The organism is Corynebacterium sp. HMSC074A09 (genome assembly GCF_001811545.1).
GTDB lineage: Bacteria > Actinomycetota > Actinomycetes > Mycobacteriales > Mycobacteriaceae > Corynebacterium > Corynebacterium hiratae.
In genome coordinates, this window is sequence record NZ_KV805175.1 from 1 (window position 1) to 13256 (window position 13256).

Below are 13256 nucleotides of genomic sequence, written 5' to 3' on the forward strand. Positions count from 1 at the left end.
CGAGGTTGACAAACTATATAGGAACACCCCCCCGCCACTTCCCGCAAGAGCAAAATTCGGAAGCGGTTAACGGTGTACTCGCACGTCATAGCCGGTTTAATCAACATAAATTCCTAAAACTGCTGGCCGCAGGTAACTCCAATGTTTATACCGCTCACAGGTTGGCGTGCTTTCGTAATTTAAGTCTCATGCAAATTACCCCCGCTACACCCCTATCCATGGGGTGTAGCGGGGGTAACGAGAAGCTAAAACTATCGCCCATTCACGGCGTGTCTTACACAGACTTGATTTTCGGAGGTGTATCACTCTCCCACCCGTGGACATGGCGTCGAAGCACCGCCCGCACCGCCTTTGCGATGACATAGGCCAGCGGCACCACAACGACCAAGGTGACCAGGAGCCTAATAAACGTCCAGCCAAACTGGGCTGCAAGATGCTCCACATCAAAACCACCGGCGATAATGCCCACGAGTCCGCTTACCACTACCACAGCAAAACCGGCGAGGCTCCCGCTAAGAAAATCAAAGCGGGCGTATTTGCAGCCGAAGAAAACGGCTTCTATGACCGCGCCAATGATTACTACCTCCACTACGGCTCTGGGGCCTACGACGCCACTGAATGCATAACCCAGCATGACCGACATGACATAACCCACAAATGCGGCCAGCGGTTTCTGGACAGTTAAGGCCGCACATAGCCCGGCCAAGGGGAAGAGCGCCGCCGTCCCGGAAAGCAGCGGTAGCAACACATGCGTTGGGAGTGGCTCATCTTCCCCCATGACCAAGCGATTAATAAACGCTCCCCTTCCCCACAATAGGAGCGCGCCAGCAATGACAAAGCCGGCAACAACAAGAGCATCAACGCCCGTCCACGCGCGTGGTTTCGGGGCAGGCTTTTCGAATCCTGTGGTTGGAAATGTCATCGGTCGGTACCTTTCCTGGGCATGAGCACTGGGGTTCTTGTGGCTTTGTTGACGCTATTGTAAGAGAACCCAAATTTTCTCGCAGGGCGGGGCTCCGAGCGGGACGTCCCGGTTCGGTGCTACCGATAGAAAAAGACCCGCACCTCGTCCCCACCAGTGTCTGGCGGGGTGAAGTGCGGGTCTGTGGTTTCCCTCGGTGTCGAAGGACTAAAGGACTAGGTCGTTGAAGAACCAGGTCCTAGAAGGTGTAGTCCTCCTCCAGCGGGACGGAAGCGCCGGTGAACTCACCGAAGCCATCGTCGCCGTAGATGGAATCACCGTAGGTCGGGATGGAGTACGCAGCGTTGCGTGCGGCCTCAGTCGGCTTCACGCTGATGTTGCGGTAGCGGGAAATACCCGTACCAGCCGGAATCAGCTTACCGATGATGACGTTCTCCTTCAGACCAATGAGCTGATCCGAGCGCTTGTTGATAGCGGCGTCGGTAAGCACACGCGTGGTCTCCTGGAAGGACGCAGCAGACAGCCAAGACTCCGTAGCCAGCGAGGCCTTGGTAATACCCATGATCTCACTGCGCAGCTGAGCCGGCTGGCCACCCTCGGCAACCTGAGCGGCGTTAACCTGCTTGGCCTCAGAAAGGTCAACCAGGGTACCCGGCAGGAACTCGGTGGAACCGGCCTCAATGACCGTACCGCGACGAAGCATCTGGCGGATGATGATCTCGATGTGCTTGTCGTGGATGGCCACACCCTGTGCACGGTAGACGGCCTGGACCTCGTCGATGAGGTGCTTCTCCACGCCACGGCGGCCGAGAACCTCCAGGACGTCGTGCGGGTCAGCCGCACCACGCATGAGGCGGTCACCGGTGCTGACGTGGTCACCGTCGCGCAGGGAGCGCTCGATCATGGCGTCCGGGTTGGACTCCATCGGGCGGCGAACCTGAGCCAGGCCCTGGCGCTTCGACAGCTTCTCGTAGACCACGTTGTCGGAACCGTCATCCGGGGTGATGGTCAGGGTCCAGAAGTTGCCCTCATCGGACAGGGACACGGTGCCGTCGACGGAGGCGATGGGAGCGCGGTTCTTCGGGTTGCGGGCCTCGAAGAGCTCCTGAACACGCGGCAGGCCGCCGGTAATATCGCCACCGACACCACCCTGGTGGAAGGTACGCATGGTCAGCTGGGTACCCGGCTCACCAATGGACTGTGCGGCCACGATGCCGACTGCCTCGCCGATATCGACGAGCTTGCCGGAGGCCATGGACTTGCCGTAGCACTTCGCACAAACACCGGCCGGGGTCTGGCAGGTCAGCACGGAGCGAACCTTGATCTCCAGAACGCCAGCGGCGACGATCTTGCGGCTGAGCTCCTCGGTCAGGTCAGCGCCTGCCTCGGCAATAACCTCGCCGTTTTCATCCTTGACATCGTTAGCCACGACGCGGCCGGATGCGGAGGTCTCCCACAGCTCGTGCAGGTCGTAGGAGCCTTCGGCAACCTCGACGCCGATCGGGACGCGCACGCCCTGACGGGTGCCACAGTCTTCCTCGCGGACAATGACATCCTGTGCCACGTCCACCAGACGACGGGTGAGGTAACCGGAGTCAGCGGTACGCAGAGCGGTATCCGCCAGGCCCTTACGGGAGCCGTGCGAGTTGTTGAAGTACTCCAGAACCGACAGGCCCTCGCGGAAGGAGGTCTTAATCGGACGGGTGATGTAGTCACCCTTGGAGTTCACAACCATGCCCTTCATACCGGCCAGGGTCCAGATCTGACGCATGTTACCGGCAGCACCGGACTTCACGATCATCGGAATCGGGTTGTCGTCGGGGTACAGCTCCTCGACGGCGTTACCCACGGTGTCCGTGGCGTCCTTCCACAGCTCAACCAGGCGGTCGTAGCGCTCGCGCTCAGTCAGGGCACCCTGCTCCCAGTACTTGCGCTCGATGCGCTCTGCTTCCTTCTCATAAGACTCGAGAACCTCGGTCTTGTTCGGAAGAACCAGAACGTCGTGCATGGTGATGGTCACGCCGGAACGGGTGGACCAGTAGAAGCCCGCGTCCTTCATCTTGTCCAGTACCTGGGCAACGGTGATCATTGGGTACTTCGCAGCGAGGTCGTTAATGACGTCACCCAGCAGCATCTTGTTGCCAGCGCCGCCCTTACGGACCATGACGCCCTCGAGGTACGGATAGTTCCACGGCAGCAGGTCATTGAACATGATGCGGCCGAGGGTGGTCTCAGCGAGCCAAGCCTGGCCCTTCTGCCAACCATCCGGGAACTGCTCAGCCTCAATGTCTGACGGCGGACGTAGGTGGGAGATGCGCACCTTGATCGGGGCCTGCAGGCCCAGAACGCCGCGGTCACGAGCCATGATGGCCTCCGCGTAGGAGGAGTACACGCCCTGGGCCGGTCCGTTTTCGTCTGCGGGAGCGTAAGCTCCCGCGCCACCGATCTCGTCCTCGCCCTTGTCCATGGTGAGGTAGTACAGGCCGGTAACCATATCCAGACGCGGCATAGCCAGCGGCTTACCGGAAGCCGGGGACAGAATGTTGTTAGAGGCCAGCATCAGCACGCGTGCCTCAGCCTGCGCCTCGGCGGACAGCGGCAGGTGGACTGCCATCTGGTCGCCGTCGAAGTCAGCGTTGAAGGCCTCACAAGCCAGCGGGTGCAGCTGAATGGCCTTACCTTCGACGAGCTTCGGCTCAAAGGCCTGGATACCCAGGCGGTGCAGGGTCGGTGCACGGTTCAGCATCACCGGGTGCTCGGAAATGGCCTCTTCGAGGACGTCCCACACCTCAGGGCGCTGGCGCTCCACCATGCGCTTAGCGGACTTGATGTTCTGCGCGTAGTCGTTTTCCACCAGGCGCTTCATGACGAAAGGCTTGAACAGCTCCAGAGCCATGAGCTTCGGCAGGCCACACTCGTGCAGCTTGAGCTGCGGACCAACGATAATCACGGAACGGCCGGAGTAATCCACGCGCTTACCCAGCAGGTTCTGGCGGAAGCGACCCTGCTTACCCTTGAGCAAGTCAGACAGGGACTTCAGCGGGCGGTTACCCGGGCCAGTGACCGGACGGCCGCGGCGGCCGTTGTCGAAGAGCGCGTCAACGGACTCCTGCAGCATGCGCTTCTCGTTGTTCACGATGATCTCGGGAGCGCCGAGGTCGATCATGCGCTTGAGGCGGTTGTTGCGGTTGATCACGCGACGGTAGAGGTCGTTGAGGTCGGAGGTGGCGAAGCGGCCACCGTCCAGCTGCACCATCGGGCGCAGCTCCGGTGGGATCACCGGGATAGCGTCGAGCACCATGCCGGCCGGGTCGTTGCCCGAGCGCAGGAAGGCTGCAACAACCTTCAGGCGCTTGAGGGCACGCATCTTCTTCTGGCCCTTGCCGTTGTTGATGATCTCCTTGAGCTCCTCGGCCTCAGCCTCGAGGTCGAAGTTACGGATGAGGGTCTGGATAGCCTCAGCACCCATGCCGCCGGTGAAGTAATCCTCGTAGCGGTCAACCAGCTCTTCGTAGATGGTCTCATCGATGATCATCTGCTTCGGAGCCAGCTTGATGAAGGTGTTCCAGATTTCGTCAAGGCGAGCAACCTCGCGCTCACCGCGCTCGCGGATGTGCTGCATTTCCTTATCGGCAGCGTTCTGAACCTTGCGGCGGGCGTCGGCCTTTGCACCGGCGGCCTCCAGCTCGGCCAGATCCTGCTCGAGCTTGGCAGCGCGCTCAGCGATCTCTGCCTCGACGTCATCCTCGACGTCCTTCTTCTCCAGCAGCATTTCTGCTTCCAGAGTGGACTGGTCATTGTGGCGAGCTTCCTCGTCCACGGAGGTGATGATGTTGGCGGCGAAGTAAATGATGCGCTCAAGGTCCTTCGGAGCCAGGTCCAGAAGGTAGCCCAAGCGGGAAGGAACGCCCTTGAAGTACCAAATGTGGGTCACCGGAGCGGCCAGCTCGATGTGGCCCATGCGCTCGCGGCGAACCTTGGACTTGGTCACCTCGACGCCACAGCGCTCACAGATGATGCCCTTGTAGCGCACGCGCTTGTACTTACCGCAGGAACACTCCCAGTCACGGGTCGGGCCGAAGATGCGCTCACAGAAGAGGCCGTCCTTCTCCGGCTTGAGGGTGCGGTAGTTGATGGTTTCGGGTTTCTTGACCTCGCCCTTGGACCAGCGACGGATGTCCTCTGCGGTGGCCAGCCCGATGCGGAGCTCGTCGAAGAGATTTACGTCAAACACGTAATGTCTCCCTTTCATCCCCCGTCAGGGGGAAGTTGATGGCTTTGTATGTAGGTGGTGTTTCGTTATGCCCGCCGCCGCTTGGGGCGGCGGACCAAAAGCTAGGCGATGTCTGCGTCGGAGCGCTCGTCGCGGGACAGGTTAATGCCCAGGGACGGAGCGCCGTCCATGTCGTCTTCGTCGGAGCCAGACAGTTCCATCGGCGTGCCGTCGGTGGAGAGAACTTCCACGTTGAGGCAGAGGGACTGCAGCTCCTTGAGGAGGACCTTGAAGGACTCCGGGATACCCGGATCCGGGATGTTGTCACCCTTGACAATGGCCTCGTAGACCTTGACGCGGCCGACCACGTCATCGGACTTGATGGTCAGAAGCTCCTGCAGGGTGTAGGCAGCGCCGTATGCCTGCATTGCCCACACCTCCATCTCACCGAAGCGCTGGCCACCGAACTGTGCCTTACCACCCAGCGGCTGCTGGGTAATCATGGAGTACGGGCCGGTGGAGCGGGCGTGAATCTTCTCGTCGACGAGGTGGTGCAGCTTGAGCATGTACATGTAGCCGACGGAAACCGGGTACAGGTAGGGCTCGCCGGAGCGACCGTCGAAGAGGCGGGCCTTGCCGTGCTCGTCCACCATGACGTCACCATCGCGGTTCGGCTTGGAGGAAGCCAGCAGGCGAGAGATCTCCTCGTTGGTGGCACCGTCGAAGACCGGGGTTGCGGTGAGCGACTCCGGCGGGACGTCGTACAGCTCTTCCGGCAGGGTCTTGAGCAGCTCGGCGTTGGCCGGGTCCTCGGTATCGATCTTCCAACCAGCGTGTGCCAGCCAGCCGAGGTGAACCTCGAGAACCTGGCCGATGTTCATACGACGCGGCACACCGTGGGTGTTGAGGATGATGTCCACCGGGGTGCCATCCTCCATGAACGGCATATCCTCCGGCGGGAGAATCTTGCCCACAACGCCCTTGTTGCCGTGGCGGCCAGCGAGCTTATCGCCGTCCTGGATCTTGCGCTTTTGAGCCACGTAGACGCGGATCATTTCGTTGACGCCCGGGGCTAGGTCGTCGTCATCCTCGCGGGAGAAGCGGGAAACGCCGATGACCTTACCGGTCTCACCGTGCGGCACCTTCATGGAGGTATCGCGCACCTCGCGGGCCTTCTCACCGAAGATGGCGCGCAGCAGGCGCTCCTCCGGGGTCAGCTCGGTCTCACCCTTCGGAGTGACCTTACCGACAAGGATGTCGCCCGCGCGGACGTCAGCACCGATGCGGACGATGCCGCGCTCGTCGAGGTCACGCAGAACGTCATCGGAGACGTTCGGGATCTCGCGGGTGATCTCCTCCGGGCCCAGCTTGGTATCGCGAGCATCAATCTCGTGCTCCTCGATGTGGATCGAGGTGAGGATGTCTTCCTCCACGATGCGCTGGTTGAGGATGATGGCGTCCTCGTAGTTGTGGCCTTCCCACGGCATGAAGGCAACCAGCAGGTTGCGGCCGAGGGACATCTCACCGTTGTGGGTACCGGGGCCGTCGGCAAGCACTTGGCCTGCCTCCACGCGCTCACCCAGGGATACCAGCGGGGTCTGGTTGTAGTTGGTGTTCTGGTTGGTGCGCTCGAACTTGCGCAGCATGTAGGTATCGCGCTGGCCTTCGTCATCCATGATGGTGATGAGGTCCGCGGTGACGTTCTCCACCACGCCCGCCTTCGGGGTGATGATGAGGTCACCGGCGTCATAAGCTGCGCGCTGCTCCATACCGGTGCCCACGTACGGGGCCTCGGAGCGCACCAGCGGCACGGCCTGGCGCTGCATGTTCGCGCCCATGAGGGCACGGTTAGCATCGTCGTGCTCTAGGAACGGAATCATGGCGGTAGCCACGGAGACCATCTGGCGCGGGGAGACGTCGACGTAGTCAACGCCGGCGGCGTCGGTCACGCCGATATCGCCGTCCTTGAGGCGGACCTCAATACGGTCGCCGGTCAGGGTGCCGTCGGCATCCTTCTCAACCTCTGCCTGCGCAATAGCGAAGCGATCCTCTTCATCGGCGGTGAGGTACTCCACCTGGTCGGTGACCTTGCCGTCTACAACCTTGCGGTACGGGGTCTCGATGAAGCCGAAAGCGTTGACGCGGGCGTAGGAAGCCAGCGAACCGATCAGGCCAATGTTCGGGCCTTCCGGGGTCTCAATCGGGCACATACGACCGTAGTGCGAGGCGTGAACGTCTCGCACCTCGATGCCGGCGCGCTCACGGGACAGACCGCCCGGGCCCAGCGCGGACAGACGGCGCTTGTGGGTCAGGCCGGACAGGGAGTTGTTCTGATCCATGAACTGCGAGAGCTGGGAGGTACCGAAGAACTCACGGATGGCAGCAGAAACCGGGCGGACGTTAATCAGGGAGGTCGGGGTAATCGACTCTGCGTCCTGGGTGGTCATGCGCTCGCGAACGACGCGCTCCATGCGGGACAGGCCCACGCGAACCTGGTTCTGAATGAGCTCGCCAACGGTGCGCAGACGACGGTTACCAAAGTGGTCGATGTCGTCGGTGTGGATGGAAATCATCTCACCGTTCGGGGCCTTCATCTCACGCTCACCGGCGTGCAGGCGCACGAGGTACTCGAGGGTGACGGCAATGTCTTCCTCGGTCAGGGTCATCAGACCGTCGTGGTCTCCACCCAGGCCGAGCTTGCGGTTGACCTTGTAGCGGCCCACCTTGGCCAGGTCGTAGCGCTTCGCGCGGAAGAAGGAGTTATCCAGCAGTGCCTGCGCGAGGTCACGCGTGGGCTGCTCGCCCGGGCGCTGCTTGCGGTAGATCTCCAGCAGAGCCTCATCGGTGTTGGCCACGCCATCGGACTCGAGGGTGGACATCATGAGCTCGGAGAAGCCGAAGCGCTCCTTGATCTGCTCCTCGGTCCAACCCAGGGCCTTAAGCAGCACGGTCACCGGCTGGCGGCGCTTGCGGTCGATGCGCACGCCGACGGTGTCGCGCTTGTCGACGTCAAACTCGAGCCACGCACCGCGGGAAGGAATGACCTTCACGGAGTGCAGCGGGCGCTCGGTGGACTTGTCGATGGTCTGGTCGAAGTAGACACCCGGGGAACGCACGAGCTGCGAGACGATAACGCGCTCGGTGCCGTTGACGATGAAGGTGCCCTTCTCGGTCATCATCGGGAAATCACCGATGAAGACGGTCTGGGACTTAATCTCCTGGGTGTCGTTGTTGATAAATTCTGCGGTGACGTACAGTGGCGCCGAGTAGTTGATGTCCTTCTCTTTGCACTCGTCCACGGTGTTCTTCACCGGCTCGAAGCGAGGCTCCGACAGGGACAGGGACATGTTGCCCGAGTAGTCCTGGATCGGCGAAAGCTCCTCGAGGATATCCTCAAGGCCGCTCGTCACGCGTGCGTCTTCGCCGCGCTCTGCCTGCTCGCGCTCGCGCCACTCGGGGGTGCCGATGAGCCACGCGTAAGAATCGAGTTGTAGATCGAGGAGGCCCGGGACGGCGATAGGCTCGCTGATTTTAGCGAAGGAGTATCGCTTCGGGGCTCCAGGGATGTTGGCCACTGACTTGGTCTGGCGGGAGACTGCCAAGATGGGTCCTTCCAGTACCTCTGGCGGATTGCCTCCCCACCCTGGCCGGTGAGGTGCAAAACCGCTGGTAGATTTAGCATTCGGTCTGCTGTGGAATGACTGGGTTTAGAATGCACAAAATCACCTTGTCAAGTCGGTTTTACCATCACCGCTCGAAAGGCTAAATGTGCACTAAAGATCCAGATTCCAGCGCAACGAAATAGCCTATAGCATAATGGCGGCCTTGTAAAGGCGAAACGCGCCGCCGGCGTGTCGCTTCGGAGATCCGCACGCGCGGGCCTCTAGCACGCGCGGCTAGCGGGAGTGGCGGCTAGTGGGACGTCGGAAAGCGCCTAGCGCCCCGAGCAGCACCAGAACGGCACCAATGCCGAGGCCACCCCAGCGCACCCACTGCCCCACAGCACTCCGCGGGAAGCGCTCGGCCTGCTGGAGCAGCTCCGCGCGGGATTCTTCATCAGTCGCACCGTTGAAGGCGAACTGGACCTCGCGCTCGTTGCCCTCGCGGTCAGCCCAGTAGTCCCGCACATCAATGTCCATGCCCACGACGAGTCCGGTGGCCTGGTCCACAAAGAGGTCCCGGGTTGCGGTATGGAAGAGGTAGCCCTGCTCGGTAGAGCCATCCTCGTTGCTCAACGTGGTGGTCGTGGTACCGGCGTAGAGGGTAGCCACGTTGGTGGGCTCAATCTCCTGGCGGTAGCGGTAGACCGTGCGGCCGTCGATGTCGAGGGATTCTTCGAAGACGGCGTCGGCCGCCTTGCGCAGCACCGGGTCAAAGACCGGGTAGGTAGTCTGCTCGGCATCGGCGGGCAGCTTCAGCCAGTAGCCCTCGACCGGGACCTCCGCCGTCGGTGAGCCCATGGTGTGGGAGAGCGCTGCCGGGCCCGTGGCCTCACCGCTGAGGCGATCGACGGGATAGTTCCACACGCGGGCAAAGCTTAGGTCCTCCACGTTGCCCGTGCCGCCGCGGATGGCGGACTCCCCCACCCGCAGAGTCGCTGTCTCCTTGTCTGCTGGGTCCTGGATGTCCAGGTTGAGCTGATAAGTCATCGGCCCCTCATACTGCGTAACGCCCTCCGCGGATAGCTCCTGCGCGGTAGCGTTGTCATCCTGCAAAGTCCACGTCGTGTCCTCGATATCCAACGGCAGGCGCGGACTAAAGCTCAAGAAGCTCGACGCCGTCAGGCCGGCCGCGATCAGCGCAACGCCGAGGCCGAGCAGGAGGACGGAGAAGATGCGGGACTTGGGCAGCATGGTGGCTTATCCTACCGATTCGTTTGCTCAAAACACATTTCCCCGGAGGGTGCGTTTCACATTTACGCGGCATTGACGGGGGGCTAAAGGAGTGTTAAATAACCTAAACTAAGTGCTCCAGCTCACATTCAAGATCGCATCATGGGATTGGCAGTAATCAATGAAGAATGACCCCCAACGCAAGAACAGAGACTTCGGCCTCTACCTATGGTCAGACCTCGTGGCTCAGATAGCCGGGGTAGGAGCCGGGCTTGCTATTCCGGTGGTCACTCTACGCTTGAGCGATAGCCTTACCCTTGCCGGCCTGTATGGAACCATCACTGGAATTGCGGCACTGGCAGGCGGCATCATCGGCGGCTCTCTTGCGGATATGTGGCGCCGCAAGCCACTCATCATTGTGACCAACGCGCTGGCTGGGATACTCAACCTCGCGTTAGCGGGTCTCATCCTATCCGGCGGCTTCTCCCCCATCGTCTTCGGCGTGCTTCTCGGGAGCATGATGCTCTTTTACCGAATAGGTCAAGCTTGCTCCGACCCTTGTCTGCCCCAGCTCGTTGAGGAAGAACAACTCGCCGCCAAACAAGGGCTCATCCAAGCGCGCCTGCAATTTGCGGGACTGATCGGCCCCACCGTGGGCGGCGCACTTCTAGAAGTCAATCTGGCACTGCCCTTTGTGTTTGTAGGCCTGGCAAATTTCCTCACCATTGTTTTCTTCCTGTTCATCAGGGCTGGCCTAGACCCCGCAAAGAAGGCAGAGAACAAACTCCTACGCACAACGAAAGAAGGCTTAGCCATCGTGGCTCGCTCGCCCCTGCTGCACGGGCTCATTGCCATGCAAACACTGTCGAACTGCGCAATTAACGGCTCACTGTTCATGGCCGTCCTCATACTGGAGGAGGGGAACAACCCTGGATGGGTAACGGGACTAGCCCGCACGTCCATCGGCCTCATCGGGATTGTGGGTGCTTTGTCGACGGGTTGGCTGCAGAAGAAGTTCTCCTTCGCAGCCCTTCAGGTAGGCACGTGTGTCTGGGTTGCTGCATCAATCGCCTGTGGCGCCCTGCTCAGCCCCAGCCTGTTGATGATCATCCCGCTAGGACTGTCCGTTCTTACAGCCCCAGCCGCCGGCGCGGTAACCTATGCCGCACTCCACAGGCTTATGGCAGAAGAAACATTTGGCCGAGTCACCAATATCCAAATGAGCACCGTCGTCTCACTCTCCAGTGTGTGGTCGACCCCTCTGGCCGCGTTGTCTCATCGCTGGACCTTGACCACTGGATTGTGGGCCAATGCGCTCGCCGGGCTCCTCGCTATCGGGCCCGCCCTCATCTTTGTGCGCCGAGCCGATCGCGCCCTTGCGCAAGCAGACGCGAAGGAGAAAGAGGACTCCCCTAGCCACTCATAAGCGTAAGTCAACTGTTTCTATGAGTGAGAGTCGGCTTCTTCTTTGTGATTCCACGGAACGATAGCGCTGACATCCGTGATCTGGCGAGCTTTCCACAGATCGTATTCCTCTTGGAGTCCGAGCCAGAACTCCGCGGAATTCCCAAAGTAGGCCGATAAACGCAAAGCCATATCGGCACTGATACCGAGCGTACCGCGGGTAATTTTGGAGACTTGAGAGCGGGTAGTGCCAATGTCGTTGGCCAGGCGATACTGGGTAATACCACAGGGTTTGAGGAATTCTAGGAGAAGGATTTCTCCAGGATGCGGAACAGGAACAACATCAACATGAGTATGCGCGTCAGTGGTAGTCGATAAAGTCAACGTCAACAGCTCCTTCGGGTGTCCACTTGAATATGATGCGCCACTGCGAGTTGACGCGAATTGAGTAGTAGCCCTCTAGGTCACCCTTGAGCCGCTCCAACCGGTTTGCTGGTGGAATCCGAAGGTCCGTGACATTTACAGACCGCCCAATCATAAGTAACTTGCGGCGCACTACCGAACGCAATTCCGATGGAATATATCGCGGCGGCACACCATCCTGATGGAACCGCTCGAGACTTCTACGCCGAAATTGCACACCCCAATAGTGTCTCTTTTTGACCCTAGTGTCAAGACCTGACACGAAATGTTTAGAATCCGCTGGGCCATCGGGGTCCCGACAAAACGGGAACAACCCCGCACCGCGCAAAAAGCGGAACGGGGTTGTTGGAGCGCAGCGAGTGTACTGCGCAGGAAAGCTTTAGTAATTCAGGTGAATTACTTGAGCTCGACGGAAGCGCCAGCCTCTTCGAGCTTAGCCTTAGCAGCGTCAGCGTCGTCCTTGGAAGCACCCTCGAGGATAGCCTTCGGAGCACCCTCAACGAGCTCCTTAGCTTCCTTCAGGCCCAGGCCGGAGACGATCTCGCGGACAGCCTTAATAACGCCGATCTTCTTAGCGCCAGCGTCGGTCAGAACGACGTCGAACTCGGTCTTCTCTTCCTCAGCGGCACCGCCGGCAGCCGGGGCACCAGCAGCAACAGCAGCAACCGGAGCAGCGGCCTCAACGTCGAAGACCTCCTCGAACTCCTTGACGAACTCGGAGAGCTCGATGAGGGTCATTTCCTTGAAAGCTTCAATGAGCTCGTCCTTGGTGAGCTTAGCCATGATTGGCATCCTTTCTCATTGTTCCTAGCCGCACTAGGCAGCCAGATAAGTGTGTGTATTTAAGTTGTGCGCCTGTAAGTGGCGTCTTAAGCTTCCGCAGCCTTCTTGTCCTGCAGGGCCGCAGCGGTGCGGACCATCTTGGTTGCAGGAGCGTTGAATACGGCGGCAGCCTTTGCCATAGAACCCTTCATGGCGCCAGCCAGCTTTGCGAGGGTGGTCTCGCGGTTGTCCAGCTTGGCGATGGCCTCAACCTGGTCGGCAGACAGAGCGTTGCCGTCCATGTAGCCACCCTTGATAACGAGTGCCTTGTTGTCATCAGCGAACTTGGTGATGACCTTCGCAGCATCCACTGCCTCGCCCTTGATGAACGCAATAGCGGTCGGGCCAGTCAGGTGCTCGTCAAGACCCTCGATGCCAGCTTCGTTGGCAGCGATCTTGAAAAGGGTGTTCTTGGCGACGGAGTACTCAACGTCAAAGCCGAGGTTGTTACGCAGCTCCTGGAGCTGACCCACGGTCAGGCCACGGTACTCGGTAAGCACGATGGAGTTTGCACCCTCGAGCTTCTCCTTCAGTGCCGCCAGGTCTGCGGTGTTCTTCGGGTTTGCCATTTTCTACTTCGCCTCCTTTCGAAACATCTCTTGTGTTTTCCGCCGGGGCCTTCCCTACTCCGCTTGCCCGA

At 60.4% G+C, this 13256-nt stretch carries 9 protein-coding genes; 1 reads left to right on the plus strand and 8 read right to left on the minus strand.

Going from position 1 to position 13256, the window contains the following annotated elements; all coding sequences use genetic code 11:
* Positions 1-274 precede the first annotated feature (274 nt).
* The 4 genes from HMPREF2807_RS12475 to HMPREF2807_RS12490 all read right to left on the minus strand — a co-directional run bounded on the left by HMPREF2807_RS12475 (position 275) and on the right by HMPREF2807_RS12490 (position 9988).
* Positions 275-922 (minus strand): ECF transporter S component, encoded by a 648-nt coding sequence (locus HMPREF2807_RS12475; protein ID WP_070513369.1) that lies wholly within the window; start codon positions 920-922, stop codon positions 275-277.
* Positions 923-1160: 238 nt separating this feature from the next.
* Positions 1161-5156, minus strand: coding sequence for a DNA-directed RNA polymerase subunit beta' (locus HMPREF2807_RS12480; RefSeq protein WP_070513372.1), 3996 nt, complete (start codon positions 5154-5156; stop codon positions 1161-1163).
* A gap of 101 nt (positions 5157-5257) precedes the next feature.
* A complete protein-coding gene (locus HMPREF2807_RS12485; protein ID WP_046647757.1) occupies positions 5258-8737 on the minus strand; it encodes a DNA-directed RNA polymerase subunit beta in 3480 nt (1159 codons plus the stop codon).
* Between the two features lie 294 nt (positions 8738-9031).
* The gene (locus HMPREF2807_RS12490) at positions 9032-9988 is read right to left on the minus strand and encodes a cell envelope lipid trafficking protein PgfA (RefSeq protein ID WP_070513375.1); all 957 of its coding nucleotides are present in this window, start codon (positions 9986-9988) and stop codon (positions 9032-9034) included.
* 160 nt (positions 9989-10148) lie between these two features.
* Here HMPREF2807_RS12490 and HMPREF2807_RS12495 point away from each other — a divergent pair, with 160 nt between their 5' ends.
* Positions 10149-11393, plus strand: coding sequence for an MFS transporter (locus tag HMPREF2807_RS12495; RefSeq protein WP_046647760.1), 1245 nt, complete (start codon positions 10149-10151; stop codon positions 11391-11393).
* Between the two features lie 17 nt (positions 11394-11410).
* Here HMPREF2807_RS12495 and HMPREF2807_RS12500 read toward each other — a convergent pair whose 3' ends face one another.
* The 4 genes from HMPREF2807_RS12500 to rplJ form a co-directional block, all read right to left on the minus strand.
* Entirely contained in the window at positions 11411-11755 is a 345-nt protein-coding gene (locus HMPREF2807_RS12500; RefSeq protein WP_230308966.1) for a HigA family addiction module antitoxin, read from the minus strand.
* Positions 11733-12056, minus strand: coding sequence for a type II toxin-antitoxin system RelE/ParE family toxin (locus tag HMPREF2807_RS13620; protein WP_328287805.1), 324 nt, complete (start codon positions 12054-12056; stop codon positions 11733-11735). Before HMPREF2807_RS13620 ends, HMPREF2807_RS12500 begins: the two co-directional genes overlap by 23 nt.
* Before the next feature lie 134 nt (positions 12057-12190).
* On the minus strand, positions 12191-12577 hold the full coding sequence (gene rplL, locus HMPREF2807_RS12505; RefSeq protein ID WP_046647762.1) for a 50S ribosomal protein L7/L12: 387 nt from the start codon (positions 12575-12577) through the stop codon (positions 12191-12193).
* A gap of 86 nt (positions 12578-12663) precedes the next feature.
* Entirely contained in the window at positions 12664-13185 is a 522-nt protein-coding gene (gene rplJ, locus HMPREF2807_RS12510) for a 50S ribosomal protein L10 (RefSeq protein ID WP_010189711.1), read from the minus strand.
* Between the last annotated feature and the right edge of the window lie 71 nt (positions 13186-13256).

Excerpts from the sequence above, each read along its gene's own strand:
- HMPREF2807_RS12475 (WP_070513369.1), bottom strand. The coding sequence starts at position 922 with ATGACATTTCCAACCACAGGATTCGAAAAGCCTGCCCCGAAACCACGC.
- HMPREF2807_RS12490 (WP_070513375.1), bottom strand. The coding sequence starts at position 9,988 with ATGCTGCCCAAGTCCCGCATCTTCTCCGTCCTCCTGCTCGGCCTCGGC.
- HMPREF2807_RS12495 (WP_046647760.1), top strand. The coding sequence starts at position 10,149 with ATGAAGAATGACCCCCAACGCAAGAACAGAGACTTCGGCCTCTACCTA.
- rplL (WP_046647762.1), bottom strand. The coding sequence starts at position 12,577 with ATGGCTAAGCTCACCAAGGACGAGCTCATTGAAGCTTTCAAGGAAATG.
- rplJ (WP_010189711.1), bottom strand. The coding sequence starts at position 13,185 with ATGGCAAACCCGAAGAACACCGCAGACCTGGCGGCACTGAAGGAGAAG.